12 protein-coding genes are annotated in these 16,199 nt (G+C 72.6%); 1 reads left to right on the top strand and 11 read right to left on the bottom strand.

Annotation, left to right across the window (positions count from 1 at the left end):
* Positions 1-13: 13 nt before the first annotated feature.
* Entirely contained in the window at positions 14-1,393 is a 1,380-nt protein-coding gene (locus KUF83_RS09865; protein ID WP_217454271.1) for an FAD-binding oxidoreductase, read from the top strand.
* A gap of 72 nt (positions 1,394-1,465) precedes the next feature.
* Here KUF83_RS09865 and KUF83_RS09860 read toward each other — a convergent pair whose 3' ends face one another.
* The 11 genes from KUF83_RS09860 to KUF83_RS09810 all read right to left on the bottom strand — a co-directional run.
* Positions 1,466-2,374 carry a Yip1 family protein gene (locus KUF83_RS09860; protein WP_217454228.1) on the bottom strand — a complete coding sequence of 303 codons (909 nt, stop codon included), beginning with the start codon at positions 2,372-2,374 and terminating at the stop codon, positions 1,466-1,468.
* 106 nt (positions 2,375-2,480) lie between these two features.
* Positions 2,481-3,935, bottom strand: a complete 1,455-nt coding sequence (locus tag KUF83_RS09855) for an FG-GAP and VCBS repeat-containing protein (protein ID WP_217454227.1) — start codon at positions 3,933-3,935, stop codon at positions 2,481-2,483.
* Positions 3,936-4,026: 91 nt separating this feature from the next.
* Complete coding sequence (locus KUF83_RS09850; RefSeq protein ID WP_217454226.1) at positions 4,027-4,374, bottom strand: hypothetical protein; 348 nt, start codon at positions 4,372-4,374, stop codon at positions 4,027-4,029.
* A 54-nt stretch (positions 4,375-4,428) separates the two neighbouring features.
* A complete protein-coding gene (locus KUF83_RS09845) occupies positions 4,429-5,802 on the bottom strand; it encodes an FG-GAP and VCBS repeat-containing protein (RefSeq protein ID WP_217454225.1) in 1,374 nt (457 codons plus the stop codon).
* Positions 5,803-5,865: 63 nt separating this feature from the next.
* The gene (locus tag KUF83_RS09840) at positions 5,866-7,269 is read right to left on the bottom strand and encodes an FG-GAP and VCBS repeat-containing protein (RefSeq protein WP_217454224.1); all 1,404 of its coding nucleotides are present in this window, start codon (positions 7,267-7,269) and stop codon (positions 5,866-5,868) included.
* Between the two features lie 11 nt (positions 7,270-7,280).
* Positions 7,281-8,726 (bottom strand): FG-GAP-like repeat-containing protein, encoded by a 1,446-nt coding sequence (locus KUF83_RS09835; protein WP_217454223.1) that lies wholly within the window; start codon positions 8,724-8,726, stop codon positions 7,281-7,283.
* Positions 8,727-8,814: 88 nt separating this feature from the next.
* Complete coding sequence (locus KUF83_RS09830; RefSeq protein ID WP_217454222.1) at positions 8,815-10,266, bottom strand: VCBS repeat-containing protein; 1,452 nt, start codon at positions 10,264-10,266, stop codon at positions 8,815-8,817.
* Between the two features lie 215 nt (positions 10,267-10,481).
* Positions 10,482-11,897 (bottom strand): FG-GAP-like repeat-containing protein, encoded by a 1,416-nt coding sequence (locus KUF83_RS09825; protein ID WP_217454221.1) that lies wholly within the window; start codon positions 11,895-11,897, stop codon positions 10,482-10,484.
* Between the two features lie 271 nt (positions 11,898-12,168).
* Complete coding sequence (locus KUF83_RS09820; protein WP_217454220.1) at positions 12,169-13,668, bottom strand: FG-GAP and VCBS repeat-containing protein; 1,500 nt, start codon at positions 13,666-13,668, stop codon at positions 12,169-12,171.
* Complete coding sequence (locus KUF83_RS09815; RefSeq protein WP_217454270.1) at positions 13,668-14,984, bottom strand: VCBS repeat-containing protein; 1,317 nt, start codon at positions 14,982-14,984, stop codon at positions 13,668-13,670. Before KUF83_RS09815 ends, KUF83_RS09820 begins: the two co-directional genes overlap by 1 nt.
* 195 nt (positions 14,985-15,179) lie before the next feature.
* A partial coding sequence (locus tag KUF83_RS09810; protein ID WP_254643620.1) for a zinc ribbon domain-containing protein occupies positions 15,180-16,199 on the bottom strand: 1,020 nt, incomplete at its 5' end.

Genomic DNA, 16,199 nt, shown 5'->3' with positions numbered 1-16,199 from the left:
CGGCAGCGGCAACATGGACGCCACGACCCGGGAGGCGATGCGGAGCGCACTGCGCGGTCCGGTCATCACGCCCGAGAGTGCGGAGTACGACGGGGCCCGCTCGGTCTACAACGCGATGATCGACCGGCGGCCCGCCGCGATCGTCCGGTGTGCCGATGCCGGGGACGTCATGGACGCGGTCGACTTCGTCCGCGACCACGGGCTCGAACTCGCCGTGCGTGGCGGCGGGCACAGCGGTCCCGGACTGTGTCTGGTCGACGACGGAGTCACCCTCGACCTGTCGCCGATGCGGGGCGTACGGGTCGATCCCGTGGCGAGGACCGCGCAGGTCGGCGGCGGTTGCACGCTCGGCGACCTCGATCACGCGGGGCACGCCTTCGGTCTCGCCACTCCCACCGGGATCATGTCGACGACGGGCCTCGGCGGTCTGACGCTCGGCGGCGGACACGGCCACCTCACCCGCAAGTACGGGCTCACGATCGACAGCCTGCTCTCCGCGGACGTCGTCCTCGCCGACGGCGGGTTCGTCACCGCGAGCGAGACCGAGTTCCCGGACCTGTTCTGGGCGCTGCGCGGCGGGGGCGGGAACTTCGGCGTCGTCACGTCCCTCACCTACCGGCTGCACCCGGTGCACTCGGTGGGCGTCGGCATCACGGTGTGGCCGGTCGACCACACCCGTGAGGTGCTGCGCTGGTACCGGGACTTCCTGCCGCAGGCGCCCGAGGACCTGAACGGCTTCTTCGCCGTGCTCGCCGTGCCGCCCGGCCCGCCGTTCCCTGAGGACCTGCACGGGCACCGGATGTGCGCCGTCGTCTGGTGCTGGACCGGCGATCTGGCCCTGCTGGACGAGACGCTGGCGGTGGTGAACGACGCCGGGCGGCCCGCCTTCCACTTCACGACCCCGATGCCGTATCCCGCGCTGCAGGGCATGTTCGACGGGCTGATCCCCAAGGGCATGCAGTGGTACTGGCGGGGTGCCTTCTTCGACCGGATCACCGACGGGGCCGCCGACGTCCACCTCAAGTACGGCGAGAACCTGCCCACCGACCTGTCGACCATGCACCTCTACCCGGTCGACGGCGCCGCCGCCCGGGTCGGCCACGACGACACGGCGTGGAGCCACCGCGACGCCGTCTGGTCGGGTGTCGTCGGCGGCGTCGACCCGGATCCCGACAACGCGGGGCTCATCAAGCAGTGGTGCGTCGACTACTGGGAGGAGCTGCAGCCGCACTCGATGGGCGGTTCGTACGTGAACTTCATCGGGGAGGGCGAGGGGCAGGAGCGGGTCAGGGCCACCTACCGCGATCACTACGACCGGCTCGCGGCGGTCAAGCGGACCTACGACCCGCGCAACCTCTTCCACGCCAACCAGAACATCGAGCCGAAGCCCTGACCGGCCGGGCCCGGAGCCCTGGCCGGTCGGCCCGAAGCCCTGGTCGGCGTGCGGACCAGGGCTTCGTGCCGACTAGAACGTGCCGAGCTTGATGATCGACAGCAGTGCGGCGAGCTGGATCGCAGACGCTCCCAGGGCCTTCGGCCACGGCAGGTCGTGCGACTTGTGGACCATCAGGGTGAACAGCACGCCGGCCGCCACCCAGGTCGCCCAGCCGAGGATCTGCACGAACGGCGCGTCGCCGCCCGCGAACATCGCCACGACGAGCCGGGGCGCGTCCGTGAGCGACATGATCAGCATGGAGAGGCCGACCGTGGGCTGCCAGGCACCGTCGCCGCCGAGCTGGCGGGCGAGGGTGTGGGTGACCACGCCCAGGATGAAGGCGCTGATCACGATCGCGGCCGCCGTCGTCAGGACGATGGGGACCGCGTTGGACAGCGTCGCGTTTATGGCGTCCGAGCGGGCGCCGTCGAAGCCGAAGACGGCCAGCAGGCCGTAGAGGAACGTCACGACGAGGGCCGGGCCCCACATCGTGTAGTCGCGCATCTGCAGGAAGGTCTGGTTCGGGCGCATGACGACGCCGCTCAGCAGTTCCTTCCAGTGCAGCCGCGGACCCACCGGCGGCGGGGGTGTCTGGCCTGCGCGGTAGGTCCCGCCCTGGTTGTACGGATCCTCGCCGACGGAGAACGCCGCCGTGTGCCCCGGTTGGTTCGCCGCGTACGGGTCAGGGCCCTGGGGGTGCTGACCGGGGTCGCCGAAGTACTCCGGCTCACCGTGTCCGTTCCCCTGGGGCCACTGCTGCGGTCCGTTGCCCCCGCCGTACTGGGGCTGCTGCGGGTAGGGCCCCGGCGCGGGCGGATAGCCGTACGACGGGCCGCCCTGGGGGGCCTGCTGTCCGTACGGCTGCTGCCGCGGGTGTTGTTGCGGAGGCGCCTGCTGCGTGCGGTTGTCCCGGCCGCGTCCGATCCTGAATCCAGCCACGTAATCGAACGTACCTGGTCCCGCTGAGTGACGTGCCGGGCCCGGGCATCGGACCCGGCTTTGCTGCCGACCTGTGACATCCCCTAAGGGGCCTGTCACGCGTTTCTCAGCGGCTGCTCAGGGTTTTGCCGTAGGTGAGCGCGCTCGACGGGGAGGGCAGACCCAGCTTGGCGGGGGTGACGGTGTAGGAGCCGTTGACGCTCGTGTGCGGGAGGACCCACACACCGCCGGACCTGGCGTTCTCGCCGGGGGAGCCGACCGCCGTGTCCGGTGTGCCGTCGTGGTCGTAGTCGCCGGTCGCGACGGCGGCACCGAAGGCGTCGCCCGCCTCCGCGACGCCCGGGACGCGCGGGGTGTCCTGCTGGTACCCGACTCCGTGGCCCTCGCCGAACGCGTCGACCAGGCCGTCCTTCGTGCCGAAGAGCAGGGTCGCGGCACCCGCGCCGGCCCGGGTGCCGATCGCCTCGCCGGGGGCGCCCGCGATCACGTCGTCGCGGCCGTCCCCGTTGACGTCGGCGACGGCGAGGGCGGCACCGAAGCGGTCGCCGCTCTCGGCGACGCCCGGTACGCCGACCGTGTCCTGGTTGAGGGTCTGCTTGCGGAACCCGAAGGAGCCGTTCGGGCCGGCGCCGTAGTGGATGTGCAGGCCGCCGCCCTTCGCCAGTGCCTCGGGGCCGCACGGGTCGTCGATGTTCTCGTCGGCGATCTCCCGGCACTCGCCGAGGACCAGGTCGTCGTGGCCGTCGCCGTCGAAGTCGCCGGAGGCGAGGGCGGAGACACCGGCGTTGTCGGTGTTCCACACGTTGGCCAGGGCGTTCTCCGTCTTCTCCCAGGCCCAGATCCGTACGTGCGACTGGGTGAACGGGTCGTTCGTCCAGTAGCCCACCGCCAGGTCCGCCGTGCCGTCGCCGGAGAAGTCACCGGTGGTCAGGATCGGGGCGCGGCCGCCCATGGGGGCGGTGACGACGGTGGCGGCGAGGCCGTCGGCGGTGCGCAGGACGACCTTGTCCCTGCCGCCGGTCACGGTGTCCCGGCTGCCGTCGCCGGTCAGGTCGGCCGCGGCGACCGACAGCCCGTACGCCGCCGAGGGCGCGGGGCCGGTGACGACGTTCGAGCCGGGGCCGGGGCCGCCTCTCGCGCCGCCCACGACGGAGACCAGGCCGGCGTCCGTGCCGCGGCCGGTGACGTCCTCCCCGGGGACGCCGACGAGCAGCTCCGCGATGCCGTCGCCGTTGAGGTCCTCCAGGACCACGGAGGCGCCGAACCGGTCGCCCGTCTCCGGGGTGCCGGGGAGCTCCGCGGTGGACTGGGAGATCCGGATGCTGCCGCGGGTGCCGACGCCCTTCGGGCCGCCCCACACGATGTTGACGTACCCGGCCTTCGCCTTGCCGCCGACCGTGCCGTCGGGCACTCCGACGGCCAGGTCCGGGTAGCCGTCGCCGTTGAAGTCGCTGGTGGAGGGGGAGAGTGGAGCGGCGGCCGCGGTGGGGGCGAGGGCCAGGGCCGTGGCGGCCGCGGTGGCGGCGACGGTGGTGGCGAGGACGTACGTCCGTATCTGCACGGGGACTCCAGGAGTTGGCCGGATCCTTGCGGTTCACCTGTGTGACACCTGAAGGATGCGCGGGGTTGTGGCGGCGTGCGTGTTCCTCGCTCTATTCGGTTTTCGTGCCGAGTTCGCACCATACGTACTTGCCCGCCGTGCCGTTGACCTGGAACCAGCCCCAGTCGTCGGCGTACGCGGTCACGATCCGCAGGCTGCGGGCCCGGGGCGTGTCCAGGATGCGGGCGGCCTGGCGGGTGTCGTTCTTGGAGTCGCCGAGGACGACTGCGTTCTCCATGGCCTTGGTCAAGTGCGGTTGGAGGCCCTTGCGTTGGATGTAGACGCAGGGGTTCGGGCGGGTCTGCCGGTAGGTCGTGGTGAAGCCCAACGCGCCGTAGGACTCGGTGATCTCGTCGATCGACCGGCAGGGCAGCCGTGGGATGGCTACCTCGTTGGCCATGCGGATTCCCTCGGGTAATCAAACTTGATGACTCCCCGAGGGTGTCCGCGCGTGCTACTGGAGCGTGCCCTCGATGAGCTTTCCCTCCGCGGACGCCGCGCCCGTCGTGGCGACACCCGTCGGGGACCCGGGCAGGCGCAGCGTGTTCACACTGCCGCGTACGTACAGGTCGGCGTGGCCGTCGGCGTTCGTGTCGCGGAGGCGGACCCCGTAGCCGAAGGACTCGCCCTCCTCCAACGCACCCGGTACGCCTGCCGAGTTGCGGGCGAACCACTGCGAGCGCGTGCCCGACAGGCCCGACGCGCGGCCGTACAGCACGTGGACGCCACCCGCGTACTCCTTGCCGTTGACGGCCTCGCCGGGCACGCCGACCGCCAGGTCCTTGTAGCCGTCCCCGTTGGCGTCACCGGCGGAGACGGACCAGCCGAACTCGTCGTACGTCTCCGGGGAGCCCGCCACCCCACTCGTCGCCTGGGTGATACGAGTGCTCGTGGAGGGGCCGGACGACGAGCCGTACCAGACGGAGACCCGGCCCTTGGCCTTGGAGTACACGGATGTGCCGACCGCGATGTCGCCGTAGCCGTCCTTGTCGAAGTCGGCGATGACACCGTCGCCGCCGCGGTCCGAGCTTCCGCCGTTGCCCGACAGGGACTCCAGGCGCAGGGTCTTGCCGGACGTCAGGGTGGAGCCGCCCTTGACGAACCAGGCGTCGGAGGCGATGTACGAGTCGGTGACGACGTCACCGATGACGACGAGGTCGGTCTTGCCGTCGCCGTTCACCTTTCCGGCGATGAGGGCGGTGGAGTAGAAGGACGTCGTCTTGTCGAGGGTCGTGACGGAGCCGTGGACGCCGGAGCGGTTGATGGAGCCGCGGTAGACGTACGTCTTCGCGTCGTTGACGAGGGCGAGGTCGGTCTTGCCGTCGCCGTTGAAGTCGCCGGTGGCGAGGTCGGAACCCATCCGGTTGAGGGAGTCCTTGGGCGCCTTGTCGGGGACGGACGTGCCTCCGGAGAGGCCGTTCGGGCCTCCCCACAGGATCGTGACCGCGCCCTGGTCCTCGCGGCCGTCGACGTCCTCGCCGGTGGCGGCCACGGCGAGGTCGCCGTATCCGTCCTTGTCGAAGTCGGCGGCCGTGCGGACCTCGCCGAACCAGTCGTCCGCCTCGTCGGCGCCGGGCACACCGGGGCTCGCCTGGTCGACGAGCTGCGTCTGCGTACCGGGGCCGTTCGCCGTGCCGAAGGTGACCTCCACACCACCGCCCTTGCTGTCGCCGCTCCAGTAGACGGCGTAGTCGCGATACCCGTCGCCGTTGAAGTCGTCGGCGTACTTGGCCGCGGCGGCGGAGGCTGGGGTGGTGAGGGTCAGTGGGGCCACGCCCGCGGCCAGGACGGCGGCGAGGGCGGTGGTGGTGCGCAACTGGCGCTTCATCGGGTGGAGGTCTCCAGAGGCGTGCGTGAGGGGGAGGGGAGCCGGTCCGGGACCGGTCCGCGGTCAGTCGGCCAGTTCGGCCCAGAACTTGGCGAGTGACTGGAGGCCGAGGGTCTCGGGCGTGAGCATCGACGAGCCCTGGCCCGTCAGGCCCGACGCGGTGCCGGGCAGGATATGGAGGCGGCCCTGTTCCGGGGCGGAGGCGACGAGTTCGGGGCGGCCGTCGCGGGTGAAGTCGCGCAGCTGTACCGAGTCGCCGAACCAGGCGTCGTTGTCCTCGTCGGGCTCGCCCTCGACGCCCGCGGTGGCGTAGTCGTACATGCGGGAGTTCCCGCCGGTGAGGCCGGACGAACCGCCGCGCAGGACGGTGACACCGCCCATGCGGAACCAGTTGTCGCCGATCACCTCACCCGGGACGCCCACGGCGAGGTCGGGGTAGCCGTCACCGTTGGTGTCGGCGGCCGAGACGTCACTGCCGAAGTCGTCGGCGGACTCGGGCGTGCCGGGGACACCGGACGTGGACTGGGTGATCTTCTTCGCCGAGCCGCTGGGGCCGGTGGAGGTACCTGGCAGGACGAAGACCGCCCCGCCCGTGCCCGAGCGGCGGCTGCCGAGTGCCAGGTCGCCGTACCCGTTCTTGTCGAAGTCGGCGATCGTGACGCCGGCCGCGTAGAGGGAGGCCGACGCGGGCAGACTCACCTTCTTGGTCTTCTTCGGGCCGCCGGAGCCGCCCTTGTAGAACCAGACGCGGTCGCTGTCGGTGTCCCAGTCGCGGCCCAGGACCGCGAAGTCGGCCGTACCGTCCTTGGTGACCTTCCCGGAGGCGACGACGACCGGGTCGATGTTCTCGCCGTCGGTCGGGTCGAAATTGGTGGCGGTGCCGCGGGAGCCGGACTTGGTGAACGGGCCGCGCAGGTACCAGATGTTGGTGTCGTCGACCGCGACGACGTCCTGCTTGCCGTCGGCGTTGAAGTCGCCGACGGCGATGTCGTTCGCGAAGCCGCGGTCCTTGTACTGGGGGTTGTGGTACGAACTTCCCTTGTTCAGACCGGAATTCGAGCCCCACAGGACCATGAACGTGCCGTTGTAGGAACCGTCGTTCTCACCGGGCGCGGTGGCGATCACGTCCGCGTAGCCGTCGGAGTTCAGGTCCACGGTGGTGATGTCCGTGCCGAAGTGGTCGTTCGCCTCCGCCGCGCCGGGGATGCCCGCGCTGTTCTGGGAGACGACCGTGCGGCTCTCGGGGGCGAGGCCGGTCGGCGAACCCCAGATGACGATGACCGCGCCCGCCTTCTTCTTGCCGTCCACGGTGGCGCCGCGGTCACCGATGGCCAGGTCCCGGTATCCGTCTCCGTTGAAGTCGTCGTAGTGCTTGGCGGCGGCCGCGGAGGCCGGAGAGGTGAGAGTCAGCGGGGTGACCCCCGCCGCCAGGACGGCGGTGAGGGTCATCATGGTGCGGATACGCATGTGACGCTCCGTCAGTTGGTCAGGGAGGCGCCGAACGCCCCGTACGTGTAGGGCAGTTCGAAGGCGCCCGGGCCGAAGCCGCGGTCGCCGTTCGGGGAGATGCCGGTGCCGTCGGAGAGCATCGCCGTGACCGCTCCGACGCCTTCGCCCTCGAAGACCGCGGAGACCGTGTAGTCGGCCTTGCCGTCGGCCGTGACGTCCGCGAGGAGGACGTCGGAGCCGAAGTAGTCCATCGCCTCGGCGCTGCCGGGGACGCCGGAGGAGGCCTGGGAGAGGGTGCGGCCGCCGGTCTCGGAGACGCCGTCCGCCGAGCCCTGGAGGAGGACCGTGGAGCCGGTGTCCTCGATGGACTCGATGTCCTCGAAGATGACGCCGACGGCCAGTTCGCCGTAGCCGTCGCCGTTCACGTCGCCGATGGACAGGGCGCTGCCGAATCCGTCGTGCGCCTCGTCCGCGCCGGGTACGCCGGGGGAGTCCTGGGTCAGTTCGGCCATGGGCGCGTCGCCGTTGACCGGGCCGCCCGCCGAGCCGCGGATGACGGTCACCTTGCCGCCGAGGCTGCCGCTGTGGTCGTCCTCCTCGGTGAACACGTTGCCGAGGGCGATCTCGCCGTAGCCGTCGCCGTCGATGTCGCCGATGGCTATGGACGTGCCGCCGTTCAGGATGCGGGGCACGGAGGTCTCCAGGCCCCCGGACGTGCCGAGGTAGGCGACTCCCTTGGACCAGCTGTTGGGGCCGTCCCCGGTGAGCTCGGTACGGAACGTCAGGACGAGGTCGTCCTTCTTGTCGCCGTTGGTGTCCCCGGCCTTGATCGCGTCGACGCCGTACGGGGAGGTCTCGGGCAGGTTGATCCGCTGGGCGGTGCCCGTCGTGCCGGACCGGGTGAAGCCGCCCCTGACGACGTACGCGTGCGAGGCGGTGGTGCCCGAGGCCAGGTCGGCGCGGCCGTCGCCGTCGAAGTCGCCCGCTGTCAGGACGCGCCCGAACTCGTCGTGCGCGGAGACGGCCGGGTCCTTCACGGTCGTGCCGCCCGCGACGCCGCCCGACCCGCCCCACAGGATGGCCACCGTGCCGCCGTCGACGTCGCTGTCGACGTCCTCGCCGGACGCGCCGACCGCGAGGTCCGCGTACCCGTCGCCGTCGAAGTCGGCGACCGCGAGCGCCGAGCCGAACGTGTCCTCGGCCTCCGGGGTACCGGGCACGCCGGCCGAACTCTGGTCGATCACCGTGCGGTTGGCCGGGTCCAGCCCGGTGGCGCTGCCGTAGACGACGGCCACGTAGCCGGCCATGCCCTGGTCGCCGACCTTGGCGTAGGGCGCGGCGAAGGCGACGTCGCCGTAGCCGTCGCCGTTGAAGTCGCCGCGCAGCCCGGAGGGGGCCGCGGAGGCGGAGGCCGGCAGGGCGACGAGCAGGCCGGTGGTCAGGGCGGTGGCGATGAGGAGGGTGCGCTTGCGCAAGGAAGGTCTCCGGGAGAGGGGGAAGCCGGGCCCGCCGCTGTGGCGTGCGGGCCCGGCCCGGTGTCGAAGGAAGAGCGGAACGGGCCGGTCAGTCGGCGAAGTTGGCGCCGAGCACCGGGGTGCCCGAGGCGGAGATGCCGACCGTGGAGGTGTAGATGCCGGCGGCGGCGGACAGGGTGCCGTCGGCGCCGGAGCGCAGGGCGTACACGGCGCCGTTGTTGCCGTTCTCGCCGGAGGCGCCGATGACCACGTCGCCCCGGCCGTCGCCGTCCAGGTCGTCGACGTGCACGTCGGACCCGAAGCGGTCCTCGGCCTCGTTGGAGTTCGGGACACCCGCGGTGTCCTGGTCGAGGAACTTCGCGCCCGCGCCCGTGATGCCGGAGCCGTCCGCGGCGCCGTACAGGACGGTCGCCGCGCCGGCGTCCACGACACCGGCGAGGTCCTCGCCGGTCGAGCTGACGACGAGGTCGAGCCGGCCGTCGCCGTTGACGTCGCCGAGGTCCAGCTCGGAGCCGAACTGGTCGCCCGCCTCACCGCTGCCCGGGACGCCCGAGGTTTCCTGGTCGATGGTCTGCACGTCGCCCTGGGCCGGGCCGGAGGCGGAACCGTGGCCGATGAGTGCCGCGCCGCCCAGTCGCGCGCCGGCTATCTCGTCGTCCCAGGCGAGCCCGAACACGATGTCGTCGTAGCCGTCGCTGTCGGTGTCGCCGACGTCCGTGATGATGCCCGCGGGCAGCTTCTGGTAGTCGGGCGACTGGATGCCGTTCGCCGAGCCGGGGTACCAGAAGTTGGCGTTGTAGCCGTCCTCGGTGTCGGTCTCGTAGCCGTTGACGATCAGGTCCTCGACGCCGTCGCCGTTGGCGTCCCCGGACTGCAGGAAGCGGATGCCCCAGCCGTCGCCGCTCTGTACGGCCACGGACACCGTGTAGTGGCCGCCGGTCGCGCCGGCGCGGGTGAAGCCGCCCCGGTGGATGTCGACGGTCGCGGAGGTGTACGTGCCGAGGGCCAGGTCGTCCTTGCCGTCGCCGTCGAAGTCGGCGGCCTCCAGCACACTGCCGAACCAGTCGTGCTTGGTGGGGCGGGGGTCCGCGACCGTCGTGCCGCCCTGGAGGCCCGCGGCGGAGCCCCACAGGACGGCGACGGTGCCGCCGTCGACGTCGCTGCCGACGTCCTCGCCCTGGGCGCCGACCGCCACGTCGTCGTAGCCGTCGCCGTCGAAGTCGCCGTACGCCGTGTCGGTGCCGAAGAAGTCGTCCTTCTCGGCCGTGCCGGGGACGCCCGCGGTGTCCTGGGTGATGGTGGCGTGCGCGCCGCCCCCGTACAGGACCGTGAGCGCTCCGGCGGCGGCCTTGCCGTCCACGTACGCGCCGGTGGCGGAGACGGCGACGTCGGCGAGCCCGTCGCCGTTGAAGTCGGCGTCCGCGGCGGCCACGGCGGCGGAGTCGGCGGCCGTCGCGGCGGACGCCGCGAAGGTGAGGAGGCCGCCCGTCAGAGCGGCGGCGGTGGCCGTCGCGAGGGTGAGCCGAAGGTGCTTGTGCATGCGGGATTCTCCTGCAGCATGCGGGGGCGCCGGCGGGCGCCCGCAGTCAATGGGGTGCGTACCGCCCGCATTTGCCCGGAGTTTCCCCGGGCTTCACGGGCGGTTGGCGATCAGGAGACCCGCAAGGAGTGACGAGGGTTGTACGTGAGATGGATTTTTTTGTCCGGTGGTTCCCGGGGCCGGAGGGGAGGACGGGAAGGGTGCGGTGTGCGGGGCTACTTGCCCAGTACTCCGCCGTACGCCACCGCGCCGCCGATCCCGAGCTTCCCGGGCGTCAGTGAGACGGCCGGTCCGCGCGGACTGTCACCCGTGGACGCCCGGTACCAGACGCCCCCGGCAGACGCGTTCTCCCCGGGCGCCCCGATCACGTGGCCCGCGTGGGCGGTGCCGTCGTACCGGCCGGCCGAGACCGCCGACCCGAACAGGTCCCCGGCCTCGGCCGTACCCGCGACCCCCTCGGAGTTCTGGCTGAAGAACGGCCCGGTGAGGACGCCGTCGTCGCCGGCCCGCAGTTCCCAGTACGCGCCCGCGTTCGCCGCGGAGCCCACCGACTCGTGGCTCGCACCCGCGATCAGCAGGTCGGCGCCGCTGCCGTCGAGGTCGGCGACCGCCAGTGCCGCACCGAAGTTGTCCTCGGGCTCGGCGGTGCCGGCCACGGCCGGGGAGGACTGCGTGGTGCAGGTGACCTTCCCGCCGAGCGTGCTCCCGGCGGCGCCGTACACCGTGGCGACGGCCCCGCCGAGGCGGTCCTCGCAGGACGTGCTGTCGGCCTCCGGGCCGGGCTCGACCCGGCCGATGGCGAGGTCGGCGCGGCCGTCGCCGTCGAAGTCCCCGGCGGCGAGCGCCGTACCGGAGTCGGACGTGGCCCAGGTGCGCTTCCAGGCGCCGGAGGCCAGGCTCATCACATGCGTGCCGCCGATCTCCATGCCGGTGTACGCCGTCGCGAGGTCGTCGGTGCCGTCGTCGTCGAAGTCGCCGCTCGTCAGGGCGCGGACGCTGCCGAAGCCGTACCCGGAGACGAGGGAGGTCCCGGTGGAGGTGCCCGGTGAGAGCGGGCCGGGGCGCAGGACGGTCGCGCCGCCCTCCTCGCCGTTCTGCGCCAGGGCGAGGTCGGCGTTCCCGTCGCCGTCGTAGTCGCCGGCCGACAGCAGGCGGCCGAGCTGCACGTCGCCGGTGCCCTTGGCCGCGGTGAATCCGGAGCCGAGGCCGTCCGCCGAACCCCACAGCACGTAGGCGGCGCCCTCGTGCGCGGTGCCCGAGCCGGTCTGTTCGCCGGGCGCGGTGACGGCGAGGTCCCCGTACCCGTCGCCGTTCAGGTCCGCGGGCTGCACGGCGAAGCCGAACTGGTCGCCCGCCTCGGCCGTGCCGGGTATCCCGGAGCTCGCCTGGCTGACCTTGGCCGCCGGGCCGCCGAGGCCGTCCGCCGAGCCCCAGATCACGCTCACGTAACCGGCCTTGGCCCGCCCGTCGGCCGTCCCGCCCGGCACGCCGACCGCGAGGTCCGCGTACCCGTCGCCGTTGAAGTCGGACCGGTGGACGGGCGCGGCCGTGGCCGAGGGGATCACCAGGACGGCGCCGCCGAGCGCGGCGGCCGCGCCCAGCACAACGACGGAGAGGGTCTTTCTTCGCACGGGGCCACTCCAACTCTCGTACAAGGAGATCGACTTACGGGGACGTGCCTGGGGCTGCCCCGTGAAGGGCGCCCTGAGGGGTGCGGGGCTGTGACAGGTGCGGCTCCGCCGCGTGGGCGCGGCCCGCCACGGCCGGCCCGTGGCCTCACGACCGGCGGGAGACCGTGCCGAACTGTAGACCGGCCCCACCGGGTCCGGTAGCCGATCCGTCGAACGTACGGAGGGTTGTGTGCCGGTGGCCGTCAGGTGAACGCCGCCGGCCGCCCCCGGATCACCTCAGCCGCAGCGGCACACCGAGCTCCTCGGGGGTGAGGAGCTGCGTCCGTTTCGCGTCGAAACCGTCGTCCGCGCCCCGCAGGACCAGGAAGGCGCCCTTGCGTTTCTCGTAGAGCGGCCCGAACACGACGGCGTCGGCGTGGTCGTCGCCGTCCACGTCGAGCAGCGGCGGCTGGTAGTGGAATTCGTTCCACCGGTGCGGGTTGGGGGTGCCCGGCAGTCCGTCGGTGTCGGCGTCGACGGTCCGCTCGCCGTCCGCGGACGGTACGCCCCGCGGGCCGCCGGGCAGCAGCGTGACCTTGCCGTCGTGGCGCCGGAAGTTCGGGGTGTTCACCACGACGTCCGGTTTCCCGTCGCCGTTGACGTCGCCCACGGCGGGCGAGGTCCCGAAGTCGATCCGCCGCTTCGCGCCGTCCTTCCCCTCGATCACGGACTTCGTACGCCCGCTGCCCAGTCCCGACTTGGCGCCGTACAGGATGGTGAGCGCGCCGCCCTCGGCCGGCATGTCGGCGGGGGCCACCGCGAGCCGGGTGGGCAGCAGCAGGTCGTCGATGCCGTCGCCGTCCGCGTCGCCGACGGCCGGCGTGCGCGGGCCGTCGAAGGTGTCCACGGCCGCGCCGATGGCGGGCTCGCGCGCGGTGTCACGGACGAGTCCGTCCTCGTCGCCCTCGTAGTAGCCGACCGTGTGCAGGCTCTCGGGCGCGCTCTCGTCCTCCTCGGCGTCGAAGTCGTACGTGAACACGACCTCGGCCTTCCCGTCGGCGTCGAAGTCGCCGGTGGTGGCCGAGGAGGGGGTCGCGTAGCCGCCCTGGCTGATGTCGATCGCGGCTTGGCGCTTCGGGGTGCCCGCGCGGTCGAAGGGGCCGTGGAGGAGCAGTCCCGCGGAGCCCGGACCGGTCTCGGAGTTGGTGCCCCTGCCGCCGTGTCCGCCGTCGATGAGGTCGACGGAGCCGTCGCCGTCGAAGTCGGCGGCGGCGAGCGGCCGGAAGCCGTCGGGCAGGTCGAGTGCGACGGCGCGGCCGAGGCCCCGGGCGCCGCCGAAGAGGGCGTAGGTCTCCAGCCGGGTGTCTCCCTCTCCGCGGCCGGCGACCAGGTCGGTGAAGCCGTCGCCGTCGAGGTCGGTGCGCAGCAGGGACGTGAAGTACGTGTCCGCCCCGCCCGGTGAGGTCCGCCCGGCGGAGGCCGGGGCGAGGCCGTCGGGGGAGCCGTAGGCCACGACCAGGGTCTCGACGGTCCGCCTCCCGTCCTTGGTGGTCGAGGTGACGACGGTCGCGAAGTCGTCGTGGCCGTCGCCGTTGAAGTCGCCCGGGTCGGGGTTCTCGGACGGCTTTCCGGCGGTGGGCTTCTTCTGGGCGGCGGCCCGGTCGGGTGAGCCGCCACCGCCACCGTCACCGCATCCCGCGAGCAGGCAGACGCCCGCGAGGAGCGTCACGGCTACCGGCAGCAGGGGTCTCGTCGCGGACCGGGGCACCCGGTCGCCCGGAGGGCGCCGCATCAGCGCTCCGCCCCCAGGACCCCGGAGGTGGAGAAGGTCAGGGCGGGCTTCCGCGCGATCAGGCCCTTCTTCTCGCCCGGGTACACGGCGATCGTGTCCTTGGTGTCCCCGCGGTAGGTCCGCACCACCAGGTCCGCCCGCTTGTCGCCGTCGAAGTCGGCCACCGCCAGGACCCGGGTGGTTCCCGGGGCCGGTGGCTGCACGGTCACCATCCCGGTCGCGGACAGTCCGCCCGCGCGGCCCTTCAGGATCCTCAACTGCGAACCGCTGGACACGAGTTCGCTCAGTCCGTCGCCGTCGAAGTCCCCGGAGTCCAGGACCGTGCCGGCGACCGGGAGCTCACCGCGCCGGGTGCCGGGCACGTCGTACCGCAGAGCGGTGCCGCGCATCGTGCCGATCGCCGCGTCGAGCCCCTTGCCCCCGCCGAACCGCCCGAAGGTGACGTCGACACCGTTCGGGAGGGCGACCGCGGTGCCGGTGGGACCGGCCGGTCCGCCCGGCACGAGCGAGGAGTCGGAGGTGCCGGAACCCTCCGCGGTACGCACGAGCAGGTCGTCGCGGCCGTCGCCGTCGACGTCCACGGCCGGGGGAGTCGGGACGTTCCCCGGTGAGGCGAGCGGGGCCCCGGCCGCCTTCGGGGCGCCCTTGCGGGTGAAGGGCCCCCGCAGATAGCTGAGGCGGCCGTCGGAGGCGTGCACCACGAGATCCTCGGCCTTGTCGCCGTTGAAGTCGCCGCACACCGGCTGGTCCGGCCAGTCGTTGCCGAAACGTGCCTGCGCGGGGATCGCCAGCTTCACCGCTTTCCCGGACAGCCCCCGGGACGAACCGAAGAGGATCTGCAGCGGCACGGGCGGCTGCCCCTGCCCGTCGTAGGGCGGGTCGGTCGAGACGACGAGGTCGGTGAAGCCGTCCTTGTCCAGATCGCAGTTCGCCTCGGCGTCGAAGACGGCGGGCAACTGCCCCTTCGTGGCGGCCGCGTGCTGGTCGGGACTCAGCAACTGCCGTGCGCCGGGGGCCGGTCCACGGGCGGACCCGTACACGATGCCGATCCCGGCGTCGTCCCCGTGGCTGTCACGCTTCACGAGATCGTTGAGCACGAGGTCGCGGTGTCCGTCGCCGTTGAAGTCGCTGTCCACGCGACTGCCCCGGCCGAGCGGTACGGGGATCCGGGCGGGTGCCTTGGCGACCGTGACGGGCTCGCGCCGCGCGGCGTCGGAGTGGTCCTCGCCACCTCCGCCGCCCGGCCCGCCGCAGCCGGCGAGCAGCAGCGCGCCGCTCGCCACGGCACCCGCCACACGTATCCCGCTCTTCCCCATGGTCACGTCAACCCCGACCGCATCGTGAGACAACAACCTGCACATGATGCGGGGCGGGAGGTCATAAGTCACCAGGGTCGAAGGTCCTGAATGCGAGGTCGGGCGGGGCGAGCCGGGGCGAAGCGCCCGTATCGGCGCCCGCCCCGGAGCCGGGTCGCACGGTGCCGTCGTACCGGCGCCCGCCCCGGCGTTCCGTCAGGTGGTGTTGCTCTTGGAACGGCCGAAGAACTCGATCTCGGCGATGGCCACCTGCTTCTTGGCGTCGGCGGCGTAGGCCGAGCGCAGGATGAAACGCACCGCGACGACGTCGGCGACCCGGAACTTGCGCCGCTGGCCGCCCGCACTCTGGTCGAGGGTGATGGTCCTGGTCGTCTTCTTGCCGTCGGCGGTGGTGATCCTCGCCTCGATGCGCTGCGGGAGAGCCGACTTCTGGAGCTGGTCCACCTTCGTCGACATGCCGGAGGTGATGACCAGGTCGAGCAGCCGCGTCGGACGGTCGAACCGGGCCTCCACCCACTGGCCCTCCCCGGTCTGCGAGACCCCAGGTCCCCACCAGGTGTTGCTGAGCTTGTCGAAGACGAGCTGCGGGCTGTGGCCGGGGTACGAGCGGGACGCCTTGACGCTGGTCGGGCCGATCGGGGCGCGCTTGGCGAAGTGGTCGCGGGTCGCGTCGACCCCGGCACCGATGTTGAGGACGAGGGTGACGATCAGGGCGAGTACGACGGCGCCCACGACCCAGTTCATGACGCGTCCGAAGCCGCGGCGCAGGCGGGGCCGGTCGCCCGCCCAGTGCGTCTCCGTGTCGCGGTTCAGCACCCGGCGCCACCACGGCTGCCGGCCCGGTGTCCCGGGGCCGCCCTCCATCGGCATGGCGCAGCGGCCGCAGAAGTGCCGGTCGGGGCGGTTGGGAGTGGCGCACCAGGGGCACGGCGGGCCGCCCTCGGGGCCGGACTCGGGGCCCGGGGCGCGGACTTGGGGCCGGCCCGCGACGGGACGGCCCGGAAGGACGGGTGCGACGGCGGGCGACGCGGGAGCGCGGGGCTCGGGGTCGTTCACGGGGATGAGGAGCGACCTGGCCCGTTCGCCGGCGGAGTCGGCCGAACCGGCCTGACCGCCGGAGGGGTGCGGGCCGTAGGGGTCGGCGGTCACCACGGGCTCGGTGTCGGCCTCGTCCGGGTCCCGCCGGCCGGGCGAGGCGCTCCCCGCGGCGGCCGC

The organism is Streptomyces sp. BV286 (genome assembly GCF_019090165.1).
Classification (GTDB): domain Bacteria; phylum Actinomycetota; class Actinomycetes; order Streptomycetales; family Streptomycetaceae; genus Streptomyces.
Note: the sequence above shows the minus strand (reverse complement) of the source record. Positions and strands in the feature narration are given on the sequence as shown.

Excerpts from the sequence above, each read along its gene's own strand:
- KUF83_RS09865 (WP_217454271.1), top strand. The coding sequence starts at position 14 with ATGGACGCCACGACCCGGGAGGCGATGCGGAGCGCACTGCGCGGTCCG.
- KUF83_RS09850 (WP_217454226.1), bottom strand. The coding sequence starts at position 4,374 with ATGGCCAACGAGGTAGCCATCCCACGGCTGCCCTGCCGGTCGATCGAC.
- KUF83_RS09845 (WP_217454225.1), bottom strand. The coding sequence starts at position 5,802 with ATGAAGCGCCAGTTGCGCACCACCACCGCCCTCGCCGCCGTCCTGGCC.
- KUF83_RS09840 (WP_217454224.1), bottom strand. The coding sequence starts at position 7,269 with ATGCGTATCCGCACCATGATGACCCTCACCGCCGTCCTGGCGGCGGGG.
- KUF83_RS09830 (WP_217454222.1), bottom strand. The coding sequence starts at position 10,266 with ATGCACAAGCACCTTCGGCTCACCCTCGCGACGGCCACCGCCGCCGCT.
- KUF83_RS09820 (WP_217454220.1), bottom strand. The coding sequence starts at position 13,668 with ATGCGGCGCCCTCCGGGCGACCGGGTGCCCCGGTCCGCGACGAGACCC.
- KUF83_RS09815 (WP_217454270.1), bottom strand. The coding sequence starts at position 14,984 with ATGGGGAAGAGCGGGATACGTGTGGCGGGTGCCGTGGCGAGCGGCGCG.